The sequence below is a fragment of the Fibrobacter sp. UWH9 genome (assembly GCF_900129715.1).
GTDB lineage: Bacteria > Fibrobacterota > Fibrobacteria > Fibrobacterales > Fibrobacteraceae > Fibrobacter.
The window spans coordinates 1-19,701 of sequence record NZ_FQWP01000019.1 but is presented as its reverse complement, the minus strand read 5'-3'; the positions used below and the strand labels follow the sequence as shown (position 1 = coordinate 19,701).

The window sequence follows — 19,701 nt, the reverse complement described above, 5'->3', positions numbered from 1 at the left end:
GGATATGGATCCTTCACTACGTTCAGGATGACGATTTTAAACAAATAATCAAAAACAATACTATCTTATTGAACATGAAAAACGAAAGTATTTCCCTCGACCATCTTGAAAACATCAAGGGCAATCCCAAGGCCCTTTTGCCGATCGCCATCTTCCTAGTGCTTTATCTTGGACTTGGCATCACCTTTGAATACGTCCTGAAGGTCCCCATGGGATTCTACAACATTCCCATTGTAGCAGCGTTCCTCATTGCCATTTTTGTGGCTTGCATTCAGAACCGCAAGTTGAATTTTGACAAGAAGATGAACGTGATGGCAGGCGCTTTAGGTGACCGCAACATTTTCCTCATGATTCTGGTGTTCCTGTGCGCCGGTATCTTCGCTGGAATTCTGGGGCGTTCCAGCGCCAGTGCGGCAGCCTACTTGCTATTGGATTTTATTCCGTCCCAGTTTGCGGTGGTGGTCTTGTTCGTAGTGGCGGCCTTCGTCTCTACCGCCATGGGAACTTCCGTAGGCACAATCGCGGTGGTTTCGCCAATCGCCATTGAAGTGGCAGGTGCCGCAGGATTCAGCATCCCCTTCTGCGTGGCATCTGTCATTGGCGGCGCCATGTTCGGCGATAACTTGAGCTTTATTTCTGACACCACCATCGCAGCCACCTCCACACAGGGCTGCAAGATGAAGGATAAGTTCAAGGTGAATTTCTGGATCGCCTTGCCTGCCGCCTTGGCAGCCATCGTGATTATTACAGCCATCTCCTTCGCCACCGACGCCCACGAAGTAGTAAGCGCCGACTACAAGCTGATCCAGCTGATGCCCTACGTTTTGGTACTGGCTTTGGCTCTGGTCGGCATCAACGTCTTCATGGTCTTGCTGGTGGGTATCGTAGCGGCCGCCGTCGTTATGGTAGGTAGCGGCGAGCTCAACTTTGTCGGACTTCTCTCCCACATCGGCAATGGAATTTCCGGCATGTACGAAACCATCATGGTAGCCGTTTTGGTCAGCGCCCTCTGCGGACTTATTCGCATTCACGGCGGATTCGCCGCTCTGCTGGATTTCATCCACAAGGTTTTCAAGGGCCATAGAAGCGGTCAGCTGGGCGTCGGCCTTCTGGTAAGCGCCATGGACGTAGCCACTGCCAACAACACCGTAGCCATCGTCATGGCGGCTCCCATCGCCAAGCAGATGAGCGACGAATACAGAATCTCCCCGCAAAAGACCGCCTCCCTCCTGGACATTTTCGGATGCATTTTGCAAGGTCTGCTCCCCTACGGTGCCCAGATGCTGGTAGCCCTTTCCGCCATCGCATCGGCAGCAACCGCAAATACCGCAGCCGGCGCAGTGGTCAACGGTGTCGAAGCAGTGGTCAACGGTGTCGAAGCGGTGAACGTCAGCGCCTTCGACATCATCCCCTACATGTTCTATCCCTTCCTGCTCTTGATCAGTGTGCTGGCCTTTATCGCCATCTCCCCCAAGAGAAAGAAGAATGTCTAAGGCCGCTTTTCGCGCGATCCTGGCAATTCCACATTGGAATAGCGATTTGCAGCACTCCCCCTTGCGTCCACGAACATTCTGCCGTATATTATAGACATAGACCGGATGTTAACCGGAACGCGGGGCCTGCGGGACCTGCTGAGATAGAAACGAGTCGGCCCTTCGGCGCCGACCGTTTTTTTTGGGACTTTTTTCAAAAATAGGTTACTAAACAAGCGTTTTAATACGATTTAGTAACCCCAATTTTAGTTTATTCAAAATGAGAACCACATTCACGAGCTATTTTACAAGGTGCACAGGTTACTACTATCTATTTTTTATCCTTTTTAGTAACCCCAAAAACGTATTTTTCCTCATCAAAGTAGATAAAACAATTAATTTATACAAAATAAAGGTTACTAAATGAACTTTTCTTGCCCATTTAGTAACCTCAAAATAAAAATCTGACTTTTTAAAATCGCTTTTCGAATTTAGCGAATGGCACGAAGCCTTGTTCCCTCGCGGGGCTATTTCTTCTTGGACTTTTTCTTGGCGGCCTTCACATTGGCGAGAGCGGCTTTCAAGGCTTCCTTTTCGGCCTGCTGTTCTTCGGGAGTGGGCTTGGTATCTTCAACCAGACGGTCGGCCCATTCATCCCAGAAGCGGCAACGTTCGCCGTCCAATTTCATCTTGGCGAATTTGACGGGTTCCGTTTCTACAGCCAGAGTTACAACAGATTCCTTGTAAGCCTGCGGGAGGCCAGAAACGTGAGCCATGCGCTGCTTCAGTTCCGCCACAGTAGCGTCAAGAATTTCTACGCCAAAGCGACGTTCAATGTAACGGCGGGTAATGAAGCCCATAGACATAAAGTAGTCGCCCTGGTTTCCTTCGGCAAGGTAATTGCGAACGCGAAGTTCCTTGAGAGCCAAGACCGCTTCTTCGTAAGGCGGCAGACGGGGAGCCGCACCCTGCTTGCGTAATTTCTTGTGCAGGAGCCAGCCAGCCACCACCAGCAAGATGGCACCAAGTACACCCAGCAAAATATACAGCCACTGAGGCAGGCGGGGGTCAGCCATGGGGTCTTCCACTTCCAGGATGTCCTCTTCTTCGCCGGTGGTGCGGGGAGCAACCTTCACGGCCACGGGGTCTGTATTGGTGCGCACGGTATCGCTACCCACAACAGCCAACACCTGCTGGGGAGCGATCATGAAATCGCCGCCGACAAAAGTGTTCAACGTTGCAAGCCAGGTAAATTTTGCAGTGCCCTTGGGCATACCCTCGGTAATACGTTCATTCTTCATTTCCTTCACTTCGAAGCTACCGAGATTTCCTACGAAGCTGGGCAAATCCACAATGGCGTTTTCGGGAGCGGTCACGGAGATTTCGTAATTGAACATATCACCGATAAACACCTGGGCGTTATCCACGTTGGCCTTGACACTTACATCGAAGGCGAAACTCCAGGAAGCCACAAGACATACCAGCAGGGCAATCAGCGAAAAACGACGTACCAAAATAATGTTCTTCATAAAAATTAGCGTTCCAAAACCGCGATTTCAATATTCTTCAAGGAATATACAAAATTTCGACTATGGCAAGCCAACCCAAAAATGTGGACTCGGGAAAGAAAAAGCTAGATTGAAAGAACTACGTTATGAATGGATCCGTTTTCAAGAAGCTGGCAATTGCGCTATTGGGCTGCACCCTTTTTTGGGGAGTGCCCGCCTGCGCGCAGACAGATTCTACGCAAACGGATTCCGCCCAAACAGCCACGGTCCAGACCGAGGCGGCCATTGACTCTAGCTTTCGAACCAGCGTAAACCACAACTTTACCTGGGCAGCCTTTGTACTGACTCACAAGGCGCTCCGCAATTCGGAATCCCTGCACAATTGGCCGTTCTTCCCGCTGGCAGCCCCCATTGCCTGGAACAGCGATTTCCGTGCCGAAAAGGATCTGGGCAAACTGCTGACTTTGAAAGGAATGGTGGGTTCAAACCTGAGCATCATGGACCTGGGATTCAACAGCGACATTACCCTGGAAGCGATCCACTTGTTGGAGCTGGGCATATCCGCAAACATCCATTCCTCCTTCAACTACGGAAGTTACGCCACCTTCATGGGCGTATACAATGCTGAGGAAGGTGCGTTTGACAGGGATATGTTCATGACGGCTTTTTCCTACGGAATCAAATACCGAGTGGGCGCCACCATTCCCTTGATTGCCTTTTTGCCCAGGAGCAAATGGACCAGGATTGTATTGAGGCCAAACGCCAACTGGACCTTTACCAAGTACACCAATGCCGAAGAGGGTGAAATCTGGAAATGCGGTTCGGAGTATTCTGCAAACGGATACCGCTACCGGTATGGAGGAACATTAATTTATATGTTGCCATTCCAGCGATTCCCCATGCTCATGGTCAACGCCGGTGTAGGCGGATTTTTAAGGTCCACCAAATTTGACGAAGTTTACGATGGTTATGATCCCTACTTCAAGACCTTTAGCATCATGCCCATGCTGAGCATAAAGGTTAACGAAAAATGGAATGGCATGATCATGGCAAACTTCTCCAGGGATCGCAAATACAGGAATTACCATTACGAAGTCACTGAGGAACTTCTACAGGAAAGAATCGGAAGCGAGTGGGGCACAAAAGTCATCATGGCGACTTTTTCCCGAAAGTTCTAGGGGATCGACTAAACGCAAGCGGCCAAGCGATTTGGAATCTCACCTAGGCGAGACTTTGGCAGCCCGACGTTTAACGGCCCAGCAGTCTTTTCTTCCGCAACGCTGCAGACGGATGTTCACGATAAATTAACGAAAAAAGAATCGTATGCGGAATCTCGCAAGAGGCAAGTTCGCGCAGCGCCTTTTTAGCCACCTGCTTGTCAGTCGCTTCCAGAGCATACTTGTCGCATTCGTATTCCTGATTCCAGCAATAGAAATGGAACAGCACGCGGCCAGGAACCGCCACCACATGGAGCCAGAGGATAGCCGCCCACAGAGGCAAACCGTAGCGTCCCATCAGCATGGCCAACAGACCCACCGCAAGCATAAGCACCGCCACCTTGAAAAGGTTCCGCAAAACACTGTGGTGATAAACACCGTGAGCTTCTTCATGGAACTTCACGAAGTTCCCGACCAGAGGTTCCTTGCGGCTTTCGGGCAATGGTACAATATCGTTCACCAGAGGAATCAGGCGAAGCACCCCAAAGGCGCCAGCCTTCACCTGCGTCAGGCGGGCTTCACGCACTTCGAGAACAGCACGGGCCACCACCTCCACGGCAAGCAAAATCCAGAGGGCCACCATCATGGGCTAGACCTCAAGCTTTGAAACTTTAGCCACAGAGGTAAGCTTACGCAGCTTCTCTTCGACGCGGGCCTTTTCCCATTCCGTAAAGCCCTTGTCCACAGGATGGGCATCGTCGTAGTCGTCAAAGATTTCGCGACCGCGTTCGTTATCCTTGTCAAGACCGTGAGACACGCGTTCGAACCAGTCCTTTTCTAGCTGGCGGTAACGCTTCAGAAGATCTTCCAGAGTTTCGGGCAGGGGCACCACACGGACAACATCCTTGTTGGTTTCAGTTTCCGTCATAATCAGGCGGCGCAGTTCCTTGACCGGCTGCATCTGCAAATTGGCATCGCCCGCCACAAAGTTGATGATGGCATCCAGGACGTAACGTTCCAGATATTCCGCATAAGTATGCAGAGCCTGCTGACGTACTCGTTCACGCAAAAAGTTTTCGCCAAGGCCATCGATATGTTCCTTGGTGTAGACATCGCGAATAGTGGACACCTGCAAACGGCAATAGGCATCGTAAACATAGCGCACCGTTTCGGGGCTAAAGATGCTATAGAATCCGACAGGAATAATACCCTTGCCGCGAACGGAATACTTATAGGCATTACGGTCCAGGGCGTAGGCATTGCGGGCATAGTTCCAGCCCGGTACAATTTCGTTCAGGCGTGCAGGCACACCCATAAGCTGCGGATCGCCGGGGCGCACCAGGGAGAAGGGGAACTTCAAACGCTGGGGCATGGTGGTCACGCCGGTGGCAATCAACGAAAACGGTGACTCGCGATAGTTGGCGGGGAACTTGATGTTCACGCCCAGGCCAAAGAACATCCCCTGACCAGGCATCACTTCCTGATCGGGCATGCGGCCGGTATGGTTACTACCCACGTTGGCGCCATAACCCAGGTTGCCGCAACCATCGGGCCAGAGAGCAGCAATCAACAGGGAATGGTGATGCATCTGGGTCATGGGACCCATATAGGAACTGTTGACCTCACCCTCTTCGATATGGCAGCAGGGGGCGATAATAGAAGACTTGACGATGGCCTTGCAAGCCACCTTCACGCGGTTCATCAGAACGGATCCCTGAACTTCGGCACCGGTGTGGATGGTAACGCCCATCTGCACATTGGAGTTCTCAAGAATCACGGAGTCATAAACGTGGCTGGGATCTTCCAGAGAACTGAGCACCACAGAATTTCTGATCTTGGAAGCGCCTTCGATACGGGCGTGGGAACCAATCCAGCTGTTACGAATGATATTTGTATTGCTTACGACAGCGCCCTTACCCACCAGACCAAAGGGAAGATCCATCTCTTCGCGGTAGGCGGCCAGCTGTTCGGCAAAGGCCTTATTCACTTCGGCATCGGCCTTGTGGAAAAGCTGGGCATCCACAAGGTCCATGGTAATTTCCGGGAACACCAGAACAGAGCGGCCACCCATCTCGTTACCCACAGACATGGACGAACCGATTTTATAGCTGATCTTTCCACTGCTAACAATGGAACCTACGTTGTGTATGACAGCGCTACTGCGAACAAGAACGTTACTAAGCATGGCCACCTTATAGATCAGCGCATTCTCGATAATGCAACCATGGACCATGCTGTCATAGACACCTGTCGGGAACGAAACGTCACCCGGGAGCAACAAAGTTCCAAAAAAGCGGGGCAGGTACACCTCACCTACAAAAATGGACCGATGAATACGACCGGCATCGAAATCCGGTTCCACCATCACCTTATCCCAAGATTCAGAACGGTTGCCGTTACCTTCCAGAATCTGAATTTCTTCGGGAGTCAACGGGCGATATTTGGAAGTGGCTGCCTTAATTGCCTTGAAGTTTTCAACGGCAGCAGCCAAAACACTATTCTTCAGCACTTTTTTCAATTTCAACAGTCGTTGCATGGCACAAAAATAGCCTAAATTTGTGCCGATGATGAAAGACCTGCTATTCAATTTGATTGGAAAACACAAATACGATATTTCTATCTACACAGAAGAAATTTTTGAAAGACGTTGCCAAGAAGAAATTATCCGTAGCGATGAGGATAACAGTTCTTTCGTGTATATCGAATTTGACTTCGAAACCGTTCGCAAGGAACTGGGCAGCGACGAAGCCAACGATAAATTCTGGGAAGTCTTCCTAGCCTCCCTGCACAAGAGCAATCGCGGAAGCGACATTATCGGTTTCCTGGAAATGGGATCCGGACTAGGCATGCTCTTGCTGGATTCTAAAATCGAAGGCTGGAACAGAGTGAGGGGCCGTATCGAACAGATGGGATCCACCATGGGTTTCAATCAGGTCAACAAGCTGCTGAACAGCGTCGTAAAGCCCATCGTTTACCCAACCTGCATCCAGGTTTCTGGCGACACGACCACCATGAATGTCGTCAACGCAGATATCACAGGTTAAGATGGTCCAGAAAGTTCTTGTCATCGGCTCAGTCTATCCCCGCTTTCATGAAGACGCCGAAGTCCCCTGGCTCCGAGCCTCCATCGCCCACTTGAAAGAAGCGGGCATCGACGTACAAGTACTTGCTCCTACATACAAAGGTCTGAAGAGCCACGAAATTGACGGCGTGCCGGTCAACCGATTCCGCTACGCCCCCAAGGACTGGGAAATGCTGACCCATGAAGAAGGCGCCCCCAGCAAGATGGCCTCCAAGCCCTGGCTGCAGCTTCTGGCAATTCCCTATATCATCAGCGGTTTCTTCCGCTGCATCAGCCTTTGCCGCAAGTGGAAACCGGACGTGATTCACGCCCACTGGCCCTTCCCCCACGCCTACATCGCCCTAGGCGCCGCCAAGCTTTTTAGGATTCCCCTGGTGCTGAACTTTCATGGTGCGGAACTCCTTCTGATCCGAAAGAAGAAATGGGTGAAGCCCCTATTGAAATTTGCAATCGGTCAAGCGCAAGCTGTTTTTGCCAACAGCAGTTTTACCGCAGGCAAGATCAAGGCCATCCGCAACGTGAACGTGGAATGGAGCCCCTACGGAACAACGCTTGGTTCAGACGAGAGGGACGGCAAGCCCGAGAATCAGATGCACCCAGTCAACGGAAAGTTCAAGATTCTTTTCGTGGGTAGACATATTGAACGTAAAGGGATCTGCTACCTGATCGAGGCCGCCAAACACTTGCCTGCAGACAAGTTCGAAATCCGTATCGTCGGAGTAGGCGACCTGACCGAAGAACTGAAAAAGCAGGCGGCTCTGTTAGACGAGAGCGCAGGTCAACACTGCGACATCATTTTTACAGGTAAGCTTTCTCCTGCAGACCTGGAAGCGGAATACCGTAACGCCAATGTCTTTACCCTACCCGCCATCGTAGACCACAAGGGTGACACCGAAGGTTTGGGTGTGGTATTGATCGAAGCCATGGAACTGGGACTCCCTATCGTGGCAAGCAACGTAGGCGGAATTCCCGACGTAGTTGTAGACAACGTAAGTGGTCTGCTAGTTCCGGAAAAAGATCCGGTCGCCCTGGCCGACGCCTTCAAGCGACTGGCTGCCGAACCCGAACTGGTCCAGAAACTCCTTGCAGGTTCCCGCAAGCGAATCCAGGATTGCTTTACCTGGGACGGCATCATCCAGAGACAGATTGCCGTTTACAACAAAGTCATTAAATAATCAATAAAAGTTAGACGTAACAGGCCGGCTTTCTAAACCCTTCTGTCAAGTTCTTGACCAGGAGCTTCACGTCGATGGGCTTAGCCAGGTGACCATCCATACCAACCTCAAGAGCCTTCTTCTTGTCTTCTTCAAAGGCATTTGCAGTCATGGCATAAATGGGGATGTTGGCCTTCAGGCGGTTTTCCATATTCCTGATAACGCGGGTTGCCTTGTAGCCATCCATGTTGGGCATCTGGATATCCATGAGGATCAGGTCGTAGTAGCCCATTTCAGACTTACCCAGAGCATTGACACACTCGACACCGTCTTCCACATGATCCACCAGCAGGCCAAGGTCTTCGAGAATGGTCCTGGCGATTTCGGCGTTGAGTTCGTTATCTTCCGCCAGAAGAATTCGCTTACCCTTGAAGTCCATGTTATCTTCGTTCTGGCCAAGGCGCTTTTCCAGGAACTTTTCCGGAGAATCGATAATCTTGTGGGTGTTGATGACACGGAATGTGGTACCCTTTCCAAGTTCACTTTCCATCTCGATCTGGCCACCCATCAGGTCCACCAGCTTCTTCACGATAGACATGCCGAGACCCGTACCGGAAATACCGCAGTCCGTAGTGTTGCGTTCGCGGGTAAAGGAATCGTAAATCTTTTCCTGGAATTCCTTGGACATGCCGATACCGTTATCGCGGACGGTAGTCACATAGGTGCCGTAACCTTCGCGATCGCAGGGCAATTCTGTAAATTCAAGATGGATCTCGCCACCTTCACCGGTATACTTCACGGCGTTGCTGACCAGGTTCACCATGATCTGGCGAAGCTTGGCGGAATCCGCATACACATACCGGTGCTTGATATCCGATGTGGGATAAATCTTGATGTTCTTTCTCTTCAGCTCACCTTCGATAATGGCGTCGAAACTGTTGGAGGCATCCAGCACATCCATGAAGCCTTCGTCCAGCTGAACCTTTCCGCTATCGATACTGGCAAGATCCAAAACGTTGTTGATAATGGCCAGCAGGTATTCGCCAGAGAAGCGGATCTTCTTCAGGTAGTCCGCCACCACCACCGGATTGTTCACCACACCTTCCATCAGCCTTGCGAAACCAAGGACTGCATTCATGGGCGTACGGATGTCGTGGGACATGTTGCTCAGGAAGTTGGTCTTTGCGATGTTGGCCGCTTCAGCCCTTTCCAAGGCGTCCTTCAACTGCTTCTGTCTTGCGTTCTCGGCTGCCACTTCGGCATCGGTATTCACGTAGCCCACAGAAATTCTAGTGGGAGCTTCGTTGATGGCGTCAAACTTGATGACAATGAAGTTCACCCAGATGTAGTTGTGTTCCAGATCCAGGCAGCGGAACTTGGTAGAGAATCTCTTCTTGTCCTTCAGGCATTCCGTAATGTAATCCCTGCTGCTAAACTTGAGCATCTGTTCAAGATCTTCGGGATGGCAGAGGAACTGCATGGCGGTAACAAAACCATCGTAGAAGAGCGGGGTCCCCTGGCCGGTGAAATCCATAAATTCCTTGGAAGCTTTCTTACCGCCAATGTAAGCGTCAAACTGACCGGATTCCAGATCCACTACCATAAGCTGGTTGTATTCGCTGGCCAGACCGCCAATTGCAGAAATATCGTCTTCCAGCTGCTTTTCCAGAGCCTTCTCCTGCTTCTGGGCACGGGAGTACTGGATACCACGGAATATGGCGCTAGCAATAACGGAAAGAAGTATCAGGTGCTGGCTGTTCCTATGGGGGTTCTCCACAGACAATACACCCACCACGCTATTCTTATATAGGAGGGGAGATACAACCAGGCGCTGAACGTTAGACTTGGAGAGAATGTCATAGGCTTCAGGACTTTCAGCACGGAAAGCCTCGTTGACTTCTACATAAAGACCGGTCTCATCCTTAAAATACTCATCCCACTTCCTGAAAGTGCTCTTTGCCGCGTTTCTAGGATTTTCCCTTACAGAAACGAGTCCTTCCTTACACCATTCATAGGTACTGATGGACACATCACTATTGCCGTCCACCTCGAAAATGCAGGTACGATCGGCATCGTAATGTTCATTCAAACGCTTCAAAAGGTCGTTAATGGTCACATTAACACCGTCAAAGCCGCTGAGCAGATACATAAACTCTTTTATTGCTGCAGCCTGTTCATCTAAAACGTTTGAAGATTTGTCCATAATCAATCACCTCGGCTTATGAAAATACAACTTTAAATTGTATTTATCAATATGCCATGTTGGAGTATGGGCGTTTTTGTGGTGCTACACAACAAATTACAGAAGAACTGCACCAATAACGGCGGCCAAGACAATCATTTTTATAGGGCTGACTTTTATTTTGTGATGTCCAACCGAAAAACCCTTGGTCAAGACAAAGGAAATCACAAAAAGGGCCACGGCCACGGCAAACTGCTTCGCCTGAAGGGGATCGCCACCAAAATCAGCAAAGGGATTGCCAAAGTTCTCGCCATTCATGAGCATCAGGGTCGCCGAAAGCAACAAACCTACCACTACCGGACGCAGTCCATCAAAAATGGATCGCACCTTGGGGTGATTGGCATACTTCATAAAGAAACGGCTGATCAGGAGCATCAGGATCAAGGAAGGCAGCACTAGGGAGAAGGTTGCCGCCAGGCTCCCCAGGAAGCATACCCAAGGGTCCGCCCCGGTATTCTGCAGGGCCGTATAGCCGGCGTAAGTGGCACAGTTGATTCCTACGGGGCCGGGGGTCATCTGGCTAATGGCCACGATGTCGGTAAAGTCGGCAGAACTCATCCAGGGGTGATTGACCACCACATCCTGCTGAATCAACGAGAGCATGCCGTAACCGCCACCGAACCCGAACAGGCCGATCTTAAAGAATGTAATGAACAGCTGGAGGAAGATCATTTCTTGCCTCCGCGGCCCAGGATGTAGCCAGCGATTCCTGCCGCGATAATGATCAGGATGGGAGAAACTCCCAACTGCCAAATCAGCAGGGCACTCACAATGGGAACCCAGAAGGTGTAGCGGTTCAACTTCGCCTTCTTCGCCAGGTTGTAAGTGGGAACGGCAATCAGGGCGACCACCGCAGGACGAATGCCGCGGAATGCCGCCGCGATGATTTCATTATCCTTGAACTGATGGAAAAACAACGCGATCAGCAGAATGATAATGAAGGAGGGCAGCGCCGTGCCGATGCAACTTACAATGGCACCCTTCACGCGACGCAAACGGTAACCGATAAAGATGGCGATGTTTATGGCGAACACACCCGGACAGCTCTGGGCAATGGCCATCAGGTCCAGGAATTCTTCCTTGCCCACCCACTTCTTCTTCTCGATGATTTCCGCCTCGATCAGCGGAATCATGGCGTAACCGCCACCGATAGTAAACAGCCCTATCTTGAAGAAAGTCAGGAATGCGTCGAGATAGATGTTGCGGGAGACCGCGACGTCATTTGAGGCCTGTGCGGGATCCTGTGAAGGATGCTGCGCGGACTTTGACTGAGGCACTTTTTCGGGCATAGAACAAATTTAGCAAAACTAAAGTTCGCGCAAATATTCTTCCACATTCAAGTAATTAATACCATCAATCACCTGTGACGCGCCGCGGTAAATCACGTTCTTGCTTACAATGGTGCCGTAGCGGAACTCCGTATCGCGGCTCTTTTTTGCATCCTTCAAGTGGCGATACTGTTCTTTTGCCACAATTTCGGAATGCTTGATTTCATAGATTTCGCAGGTCGCATTTTCAGAATTTGCAACAACCATGTCGAACTCGCCGACCGCAAACTGCAACTTAAAAACATGGCAATCAGGTCGCGCCATTTTTGTTTCGAGCAGCACGATTTCTTCCATCATGCGGCCCTTGATTTCATTAAGAATACGTTCCGCAATAGACTTGCGCTCCACCAGGGAACAACTACGAAAGGCATCGTCCAGCAAAAGGGAATCAATCAGAGCCTTCGCCTGGGCATAGCGAAGTCCCGGCTGTGAAATCGTGGTCAATCGCTCCCGTTGATTGAAATTCCCAAAGTTTTCCACATCAATGTCAACCGTCAAATCCAGCAAGTCAAGGTATTCACGAATTTCCCGTACATGGTCCTGGGAAATAGCGACGCTCATTTCCTGACGATTTTTCACATCAAGATTCTTCATCAGGCGTGCAGTAACCTTCACCACATTCACTCGGTCCAAAATATCCGTAGGGTGAAACCTGTCTCTACGCAAATTCTTTGCCGACAAACTCAAATCACCGGAACGAAAATCACGAGTCAGCACATCCAAGGTAAAACGATGGTTGATGTCCTCTACAATGCGGTTGATGGCATTGGTCAGCTCACCCGCCTCGTACAGAGATTTCAACGAACGAAAGTGACCTTCGTACTGGTAGCATTTCAGGGAATGCTGAATATTCTTCGCGATGGCGCTGTCCACATACTCATTGGCGCTCTTCACATTCGCAAAGGTAAAACGGTCCTTATTGTATTCACGGCCGCCCATGCTCATGGTACCGCCATATTGAATGTACTCGTCAATACCATTCAAACCAAGAACACGCTCAAATTCGCGATACGGAATAAATGTGGTGTGCAACATTTCCGCACGGTCGTAAAGCTGTTCATCCTCGGAAAAAACAAAACCCAGAGAGTCTGTACCCGAAAGAACAATCTTCATGCCGCAGGAAGCGAACACATCTGCAAACAGGGCCGCCCCCTCGATGAAATCGGCAAGCATCGTCACCTCATCGATGAACACATACTTGAAGCCCGCACCCTCCAGAATTTTAAGATCAGCGTTCAAGTCCGCAAGACTGTTCCTTGAATTTACCTGGACGAAAGCCGTCTTCACCAAGTCCCCAGGCGCCATCTCTCCAAACAGCTGGCGGATCAAAGTCGTCTTACCCGTGCGGCGAAGCCCATACAGAATGAAAACACGGTCATTGCCAGGGCCATAAATGTAACCACGCAGACGTTCAAAGCCATCGCGTTTTTTCCATTGCAGAACATTGGCCGAAAAATTCTTCAGGGTGACGCCAAGCTTCACATCTGTCTTGAAAGACTGTCCAGCCGAGCCATTCGTCACGGCGACAAGAGCTCCACCAGCAAAATAAGCCGCCCCATTATCGCGAAGCAACAAGCCTTTCGTGAGCGAAGAGGCATCCTTCTTAGCCTTGCGTTGTTCTATCTCTGCTAAAAGCGCCGGCAGTTCCTCATCCTTCACGCGGCGGGAACGCTGCTTGCCATCTTCCATCCACTGGTAATACGCATAACGCTTACCGTTGATGGTCTTGTAAGTGATTCCGCCGACGCTCTTTGCCATAATGTTCCGCCCCTTTGCACTTCATCGCTTTTTAACTTAAAATTTAACTTATTAAGTTAAAAGAAGCAAGTAAGACAATAGAACTTCCAAAAAATTCAAATAAAACAACTCTCAAAGGGATTTTTTAATTTTCATTCAATTTTTTGTCAACTGCGACTTATTTTTACTCTATATAGAGATTAGAGGTAAAAAATGAAAATTGTTTTTGTGAATATCCCCATGAAAAAGGCATCTGATCCCAAACATTACCCTGTGGATGGAAATAGCGAAATTGAATACGAGGGCAACGTACGTTTCCCCATTAACGCCGTATTGGCAAAAAGCCTTAAAAAGGGAGAATCCGTAAAAATCGTAAAGTTCATCACCAAAGATTCCAAGAATAATTACCTTGAAAACTCAAGATTTTTTAATGAGGAACTGGATCTGTTGAACCAAGGCATTGGCGCGAATATCCAATACAACGAAATCATCGAAGAATATTCCGAAGATCTTCGCACCCATGAAAATCGATTCAGGAAGCTTATTAACGAACTAGAAGACGGCGCAGACATCCTTGTGGATATCACCTATGGGCAAAAGACTCTACCCATCCTGCTCTTTTCTACCCTGTCCTTTGCGGAGAAATTCTATAACGCAAACATCCAGAACATTATTTACGGCAAGATCAACTACGATTCCGACAACAATATCATCGATGGATCCCAGAAGATCTATGACATTACCTCCCTGTACTATTTGAATACGCTTACCGCATCCATGGAAGCTCCGAATGGAGAAACTGCAAAGGAAATGATTGACAATTTCTTTGAGATGTAACCATGAACGAAAAGGAATTGAACATTTTGCAAGAGCTTGAGGAGCTCTGTAGAGAATATCAATCTTTACAGAATCGTTCTAACATGGACTCCCGAAGGCTTACCATCAGTAAGCTATTTGCGGCTTGTGTATTTAGAGATTATTGCCCTCTTTATTGGAAACGGGATGATATCAAGAACGCCGGTTTAGAGATATCCAAAACAATCACTTCCGTATTCGCCAACTACAATCCTAAAGAAAGCGAGTTTTCTCACTATCTAAACAGCGCATTAAAAAATGCAATTCTTAAAGGGCGACAAAATGCAATCGTAGGGGATTCTGAAAATCTTAAGAAGATCCAAAAAGACACCATTGCAGACAGCGAAACAGCACTCAGCAATGAACCCACGGAACACCACTCCACAGAGACCGTCCAAATTGACGACAACATATTGGACACCATTACCCGTACATGGGAGCGAGAGAACGAGAGACACAGGCCTTTCCTTTCGCTTTATCTGAATTCAATCTTCCATGAATTTGGTGATTACGGTAATTTGTGCCATAAATACGAATTCTTATCAGCAACATGCAAGGAATTTTCTCCAAGTATGCAGCAACAGGAAATGGCCGCCAAGTACGGCATTGAGAAGACAAACGCCAGCAAGATTATCGCTCGTTTCAAGGCTAAAATGCAATATCTCCAGTCAACGCTGAAAAATAACCGAACATAAAGTCCAAAGTGAAAGATATTATGAAAAAAAATTTACCAAATCTACAAATCCTCTTACAGGATATGATTAAGTCCTCCGAAGTTCGACGCACGAAGCAGGATATTTTGGTGTCGTCGGACCAGCCTTTAACGCTGCTGGATGTAAAGAAATCTGTTTCCGAGCAGTTCAACGTTCTGCAAGAATCAGAAGAAAACAAGGCTGATTTTACCAACGAGAATGTAGCCCTCATCTTTAGCACAAGAGCTATCTTCTACTTCTTTACCAAAGCAATTCAAGTCAAAGACAGGGACTTTTTAGCTGATACCATAGAATCACAAAAGGCATCGATTCTAGACGCTATTCAGTATATTCACCATAACCAGTTGTTGAATGAGAATATTGATCAAGAACGAGAATTCTTTGAACAAAACAAACAATACGGAAACAAGCCCCAGGCATGTTATACCCTAATGGAGGGAAATATGCCCAAGGAGCATTTTGAATACGCACTTGGTTTTTATATCACCATATGTGCTAGTCATCATCCTGAAAAAAAGGACCAACTTCATGAAATAGCATATTGGTACCATCATTTTAAGTCTCTTTTTAGTTATGTAAGCAATGCTGAAGATATAGGCAAATTCGATATTCTTGTAAATGAGACTTTGCTCAAATACTTCTATATCTTCTGTGATCTGCAGACCATGAACAAGAAGTTCATGTACACGGAGCTTCCTTTCATGGAAAGGCGAATTGCTCAAAATGGCTACACGCACGAGGTACTGCCATGTATAGACATTCAAAAAATATATGATATACTCTGCATTGACTGCGTTATTAGGCCCGATCAAAAGCAGTATCTTGTAGAAGAATTGGTTGCAAAAATTTTCTTCAACCGTTACTCTATAGCACACAGCCTAGACGATCACCGTGCTCAGGTTGATTTTATCAACTCCTTTAAGTATTTTGAAGGCCAAGCTCGCCCCATGAAATTCGCCGGTTTCAAAAGGGACGACTATTACACAACTCCTTCCCAGCTGTTTGAAAAGATTATATACCTTTTCAAGGAAGAAATTTCTGATAACTACGGAATCCTTGCCTGCCTTTATATGCTTTCCAAAGAGATGGATATTGACGAATTCGCCAGCCTTTTTATGGAAGAGAAGGAAGAGTCATTTACACTTAGAAAACACTATCTAAAGCTCATTGACAATGCTCTAAAATTCGAAGTGCAAAAGAATGCTGAATTAGATAGTAAAAATTGGCAAGGCAAGGAATATCGTCGCTATTATAATATTTTTGGTGGATACAAAGATCGAATAAAAAAAGCGAGAACAGCAGAAATATTACGTATTCAGAAACAACAACAAGATATTGATTTAGGTCTAGATAATTCTACAAGCCTGAAAAAAGATTTACTTCAATATTTCCTTTGGTTTGTCATTTTTGATAAAATAGGTCTATACTACGATAACGATGAAAACATATATCAACCCCATTCTGAACGCGAAAAAATGTCTATTCCTTTCTGTAATGCCACAATGGATCGGGAATATAAGGACATCAATAAGGTTAACAAATGGTTCAATGATTTATTAAAAAAAATCGGCGTAGAAATCGGCGTAGAAAACGAGGTTAACCTATCCTTAGACAAGGTAAAAGATTACTGGAGCGTTATCTTACTCGCTTACAATTTGTCCCGAATTGAGCCCGCAAGCAAGGACGCTATTGTTAACGAACTCAACTACATTCGCGAACAACAGAAAAGTTTGCTACATATTGATATAAAGGATATTTCAAAAAAAGAGAAGGATCAAAACAAGATTGACGAAATTCGCAAGTACAATGATGATTCAAGAATGAATCATGAAAAACTTAGGAAAATTGATTGCGGTTTCAAGATAGAGACCTTTGCCCAAAAATTCTATCCATTTACATCAAGTTCTTTTGTAAAAGAAGGTACGCAAAACCCAAAAGATTATTTTATCCATGGATTCGAGCGTTCCATCCAATGTAAATGTCTTTGGGAAACTGACAACGAATACTTTGATGATGGTTCTCTTGATTGGGTAAAAATCAACAGCAAGGGACTAGAGACGCGCTATCTTTACCGCGATAGAAACGCCTATTCTCACCATACCAAATTTGCAAATGTAAAAGCATTATTAGAACCTTCCAATTGGAAAAACCTGCTTATAGCACTATCAGAATTCCATCTTCTTTTAAATACGGACTTATGGGCAGAACGTGTAGGATTTAGACTAAATTCACCTGTAGATTCCTCAATTCAAAACGATGACGTTTTCTTTCAGAACATATATCTTCAAAATGAAGCAGAAAACTTGTTTGACACGCTGATTCTTTATGTACAAGAAAAATATAAATGCGCTCCAAGAATTTTCAAAATTTTGGATTCTCAAAAATATAAAGAGACAAGATGTAATGGTGGTGACTGGAAAAAGGAATGCCTTCCCATCTACAAGTGTATTGAGTATATTGAAAACAATAAAACGAATAAAAATCCGGATATTGACTACTCTCAATGCAAAGGGCTTGACGACGAAAATGGAACCTTCGTAATCCGCCTTGAGAAAATGCTGAACATCATGTTCCTTGTAAACGATACATACGTCAGCGATGTCCAAAGTGTAAAGTTCATGGATTTCTATTCCCAGTACAATATGGAGATTTCCTTGTACTTGATTTATATGACCTTCGCTCTAAATTACTGTGATGAGGTAAAAATTGAGTAATTGAAATAAAGTTTCATCTTTATTGTCAACTTCCAATTATTCAAGCCCTATATGTTAATGAGCGGACAAACTGCTCAAAACATATAGGGTTTTATGTTTTAGCAGTCATTCTCTTCTAAACATAACCACAATACAATCTTACGAGGGATAAAGGCTTTTGCAACCGCAAAAGTCCATGGAGATTTTTGTCTTCAAGCAAAAATTTTACCCAAGAAAGGAGTTCTAAATGGCAAATCTGTCAACCGACAAAGAAATCAACACCCTCTGCAACCGCCTTTTGGCTACAGGCCTTTGGCAAGTCGTTCGCAAGGGAAAACATACGGTAATCAAGCATGTCGCAAAAGGAGCGAGAATGTTCTTCTCTGTTCCGTGTACCCCCAGCGATCCACGCGCCTATTCCAACTTCAAGAGAGATTACCTCAGATATCTACGCAACTATCTCATTCAAACAGGCACTATCATCCGATAAACCCAGGAGCCCACTAATGAACATCAAGACCATCGTCATCAACTGGCACATCACCGAATCTTGTAACTACAAGTGCAAATACTGTTTTGCGAAATGGAATCGAGTCAAGGAAATCTGGACAAACCCAGACAATGTCCGAAAGATACTTGAAAATCTTAAAAGCATTCGCCTCGAAGATTGCCTCTTCACCCAAAAGCGTCTCAATATCGTAGGTGGCGAGCCCATTCTGCAGCAGGAACGTCTTTGGCAGGTCATCAAAATGGCTCACGAAATGGACTTCGAAATTTCCATTATTACCAACGGAAGCCATCTTGAATACATCCGTCCCTTCGTCCACTTGATTTCCCAGGTAGGAGTTTCCATTGATTCCTTCGATCACAAAACCAATGTGAGAATAGGCAGGGAATGCAATGGTAAGACTATTTCCTTTCAGCAGTTGAAGGAAAAGTTGGAGGAACTCCGCACTCTTAATCCTGGCCTCAATATCAAAATCAACACCGTAGTGAACGAATACAACTTCAACGAAATTCTTGTGGACCGTATGGCCGAACTGAAAATTGACAAGTGGAAGATTCTTCGTCAGCTGCCTTTTGATGGAAAAGAAGGCATTTCTGATTTCAAGTTCAACACCTTCCTGTTCAACAATCTCAAGGAAGAAAAAATGCCAAAGAAAGATCCTCTGAGCAATTTCTTGGCGGCCTTCAGCGCACCCCAAAAACCAAACAACGTCATTTTCGTTGAAGACAACGATGTCATGACAGAAAGCTACCTGATGATCGCTCCCGACGGAAGACTTTTCCAGAATGGTCACAAGGAATACGAATACAGCCGCCCCCTCACTGAAATTTCTATTGATGAAGCCCTGGAGGAAATCAACTTTGACCAGGAAAAGTTTAACAACCGTTATGAAAACTACGCCACCGAAGAGGCCAAATATCGCATGGAGGAGTTCTTCCTTATGAACGAATACGAAGACGTTTCTTTCGACTGCTGCTGCCCATTTGGAGACAAGGATTAAGTCACCACGCCCCAAGAGCATCCCTCAACGGCTCATAAATTTGGTGCAACCAGGTTATCAAGGAGACTGGAATCGGCAAATAATTACGCCCTTGATAGCTTTGGTTGCACCATCCCTATCACCACCAACGTCCAAAATTCACTGTCGTCTAATACTAGGCGAATTTAAGTCGCCAAGTAAATTTGTTTAACTTGCCTAGAAATATACTCTAATGGGGTGAGAAATCCAAGTCGTTTTCTCGGCCGATTGTTC

The 19,701-nt window shown here is 47.0% G+C and carries 16 protein-coding genes; 9 read left to right on the top strand and 7 right to left on the bottom strand.

The window, feature by feature from the left end; all coding sequences use genetic code 11:
• The first annotated feature begins 74 nt into the window (after nt 1-74).
• A complete protein-coding gene (locus BUB94_RS12940) occupies nt 75-1,493 on the top strand; it encodes a Na+/H+ antiporter NhaC family protein (protein ID WP_073237726.1) in 1,419 nt (472 codons plus the stop codon).
• A 506-nt stretch (nt 1,494-1,999) separates the two neighbouring features.
• Here the strand turns inward: BUB94_RS12940 and BUB94_RS12935 are convergent.
• On the bottom strand, nt 2,000-3,001 hold the full coding sequence (locus tag BUB94_RS12935; RefSeq protein ID WP_249506461.1) for a hypothetical protein: 1,002 nt from the start codon (nt 2,999-3,001) through the stop codon (nt 2,000-2,002).
• Between the two features lie 125 nt (nt 3,002-3,126).
• On the opposite strand from BUB94_RS12935, the gene BUB94_RS12930 reads away from it, so the two are divergent.
• Complete coding sequence (locus BUB94_RS12930) at nt 3,127-4,158, top strand: hypothetical protein (protein WP_073237723.1); 1,032 nt, start codon at nt 3,127-3,129, stop codon at nt 4,156-4,158.
• A 70-nt stretch (nt 4,159-4,228) separates the two neighbouring features.
• Here the strand turns inward: BUB94_RS12930 and BUB94_RS12925 are convergent, their stop codons facing one another.
• Both BUB94_RS12925 and BUB94_RS12920 read right to left on the bottom strand, forming a co-directional pair.
• On the bottom strand, nt 4,229-4,783 hold the full coding sequence (locus BUB94_RS12925; protein WP_073237719.1) for a M48 family metalloprotease: 555 nt from the start codon (nt 4,781-4,783) through the stop codon (nt 4,229-4,231).
• A 3-nt stretch (nt 4,784-4,786) separates the two neighbouring features.
• Nucleotides 4,787-6,646 carry a DUF4954 family protein gene (locus BUB94_RS12920; RefSeq protein ID WP_254793735.1) on the bottom strand — a complete coding sequence of 620 codons (1,860 nt, stop codon included), beginning with the start codon at nt 6,644-6,646 and terminating at the stop codon, nt 4,787-4,789.
• Between the two features lie 55 nt (nt 6,647-6,701).
• Between BUB94_RS12920 and BUB94_RS12915 the strand changes: the two genes are divergently transcribed.
• Together BUB94_RS12915 and BUB94_RS12910 are read left to right on the top strand one after the other, a co-directional pair.
• On the top strand, nt 6,702-7,181 hold the full coding sequence (locus BUB94_RS12915) for a hypothetical protein (protein ID WP_073161251.1): 480 nt from the start codon (nt 6,702-6,704) through the stop codon (nt 7,179-7,181).
• Nucleotide 7,182: 1 nt separating this feature from the next.
• Nucleotides 7,183-8,394 carry a glycosyltransferase gene (locus tag BUB94_RS12910; RefSeq protein ID WP_073237716.1) on the top strand — a complete coding sequence of 404 codons (1,212 nt, stop codon included), beginning with the start codon at nt 7,183-7,185 and terminating at the stop codon, nt 8,392-8,394.
• A gap of 10 nt (nt 8,395-8,404) precedes the next feature.
• Here BUB94_RS12910 and BUB94_RS12905 read toward each other — a convergent pair whose 3' ends face one another.
• From BUB94_RS12905 to BUB94_RS12890, 4 genes are all read right to left on the bottom strand, one after another.
• Nucleotides 8,405-10,576: an ATP-binding protein gene (locus BUB94_RS12905; protein WP_083538282.1), complete on the bottom strand. Its 2,172-nt coding sequence runs from the start codon at nt 10,574-10,576 to the stop codon at nt 8,405-8,407.
• Between the two features lie 96 nt (nt 10,577-10,672).
• Complete coding sequence (locus BUB94_RS12900) at nt 10,673-11,287, bottom strand: chromate transporter (protein WP_073237710.1); 615 nt, start codon at nt 11,285-11,287, stop codon at nt 10,673-10,675.
• Entirely contained in the window at nt 11,284-11,904 is a 621-nt protein-coding gene (locus BUB94_RS12895; RefSeq protein WP_083538281.1) for a chromate transporter, read from the bottom strand. Before BUB94_RS12895 ends, BUB94_RS12900 begins: the two co-directional genes overlap by 4 nt.
• 18 nt (nt 11,905-11,922) lie before the next feature.
• The gene (locus BUB94_RS12890; RefSeq protein ID WP_073237708.1) at nt 11,923-13,701 is read right to left on the bottom strand and encodes an AAA family ATPase; all 1,779 of its coding nucleotides are present in this window, start codon (nt 13,699-13,701) and stop codon (nt 11,923-11,925) included.
• Nucleotides 13,702-13,893: 192 nt separating this feature from the next.
• On the opposite strand from BUB94_RS12890, the gene BUB94_RS12885 reads away from it, so the two are divergent.
• The 5 genes from BUB94_RS12885 to BUB94_RS12865 all read left to right on the top strand — a co-directional run bounded on the left by BUB94_RS12885 (nt 13,894) and on the right by BUB94_RS12865 (nt 19,449).
• Entirely contained in the window at nt 13,894-14,517 is a 624-nt protein-coding gene (locus BUB94_RS12885) for a TM1812 family CRISPR-associated protein (RefSeq protein WP_073161256.1), read from the top strand.
• Nucleotides 14,518-14,519: 2 nt separating this feature from the next.
• Nucleotides 14,520-15,230: a hypothetical protein gene (locus BUB94_RS12880; protein WP_073237705.1), complete on the top strand. Its 711-nt coding sequence runs from the start codon at nt 14,520-14,522 to the stop codon at nt 15,228-15,230.
• A gap of 8 nt (nt 15,231-15,238) precedes the next feature.
• Nucleotides 15,239-17,962, top strand: coding sequence for a hypothetical protein (locus BUB94_RS12875; RefSeq protein WP_139260229.1), 2,724 nt, complete (start codon nt 15,239-15,241; stop codon nt 17,960-17,962).
• 226 nt (nt 17,963-18,188) lie between these two features.
• A complete protein-coding gene (locus BUB94_RS12870; RefSeq protein ID WP_073161259.1) occupies nt 18,189-18,431 on the top strand; it encodes a hypothetical protein in 243 nt (80 codons plus the stop codon).
• A gap of 16 nt (nt 18,432-18,447) precedes the next feature.
• Nucleotides 18,448-19,449 carry a viperin family antiviral radical SAM protein gene (locus BUB94_RS12865; RefSeq protein ID WP_073237699.1) on the top strand — a complete coding sequence of 334 codons (1,002 nt, stop codon included), beginning with the start codon at nt 18,448-18,450 and terminating at the stop codon, nt 19,447-19,449.
• Nucleotides 19,450-19,701: the final 252 nt, after the last annotated feature.

What these genes read in the sequence shown, in the direction of transcription:
- BUB94_RS12940 (WP_073237726.1), top strand. Translation starts at nt 75, where the DNA reads ATGAAAAACGAAAGTATTTCCCTCGACCATCTTGAAAACATCAAGGGC.
- BUB94_RS12935 (WP_249506461.1), bottom strand. Translation starts at nt 3,001, where the DNA reads ATGAAGAACATTATTTTGGTACGTCGTTTTTCGCTGATTGCCCTGCTG.
- BUB94_RS12930 (WP_073237723.1), top strand. Translation starts at nt 3,127, where the DNA reads ATGAATGGATCCGTTTTCAAGAAGCTGGCAATTGCGCTATTGGGCTGC.
- BUB94_RS12925 (WP_073237719.1), bottom strand. Translation starts at nt 4,783, where the DNA reads ATGATGGTGGCCCTCTGGATTTTGCTTGCCGTGGAGGTGGTGGCCCGT.
- BUB94_RS12915 (WP_073161251.1), top strand. Translation starts at nt 6,702, where the DNA reads ATGATGAAAGACCTGCTATTCAATTTGATTGGAAAACACAAATACGAT.
- BUB94_RS12910 (WP_073237716.1), top strand. Translation starts at nt 7,183, where the DNA reads ATGGTCCAGAAAGTTCTTGTCATCGGCTCAGTCTATCCCCGCTTTCAT.
- BUB94_RS12905 (WP_083538282.1), bottom strand. Translation starts at nt 10,576, where the DNA reads ATGGACAAATCTTCAAACGTTTTAGATGAACAGGCTGCAGCAATAAAA.
- BUB94_RS12900 (WP_073237710.1), bottom strand. Translation starts at nt 11,287, where the DNA reads ATGATCTTCCTCCAGCTGTTCATTACATTCTTTAAGATCGGCCTGTTC.
- BUB94_RS12895 (WP_083538281.1), bottom strand. Translation starts at nt 11,904, where the DNA reads ATGCCCGAAAAAGTGCCTCAGTCAAAGTCCGCGCAGCATCCTTCACAG.
- BUB94_RS12890 (WP_073237708.1), bottom strand. Translation starts at nt 13,701, where the DNA reads ATGGCAAAGAGCGTCGGCGGAATCACTTACAAGACCATCAACGGTAAG.
- BUB94_RS12885 (WP_073161256.1), top strand. Translation starts at nt 13,894, where the DNA reads ATGAAAATTGTTTTTGTGAATATCCCCATGAAAAAGGCATCTGATCCC.
- BUB94_RS12880 (WP_073237705.1), top strand. Translation starts at nt 14,520, where the DNA reads ATGAACGAAAAGGAATTGAACATTTTGCAAGAGCTTGAGGAGCTCTGT.
- BUB94_RS12870 (WP_073161259.1), top strand. Translation starts at nt 18,189, where the DNA reads ATGGCAAATCTGTCAACCGACAAAGAAATCAACACCCTCTGCAACCGC.
- BUB94_RS12865 (WP_073237699.1), top strand. Translation starts at nt 18,448, where the DNA reads ATGAACATCAAGACCATCGTCATCAACTGGCACATCACCGAATCTTGT.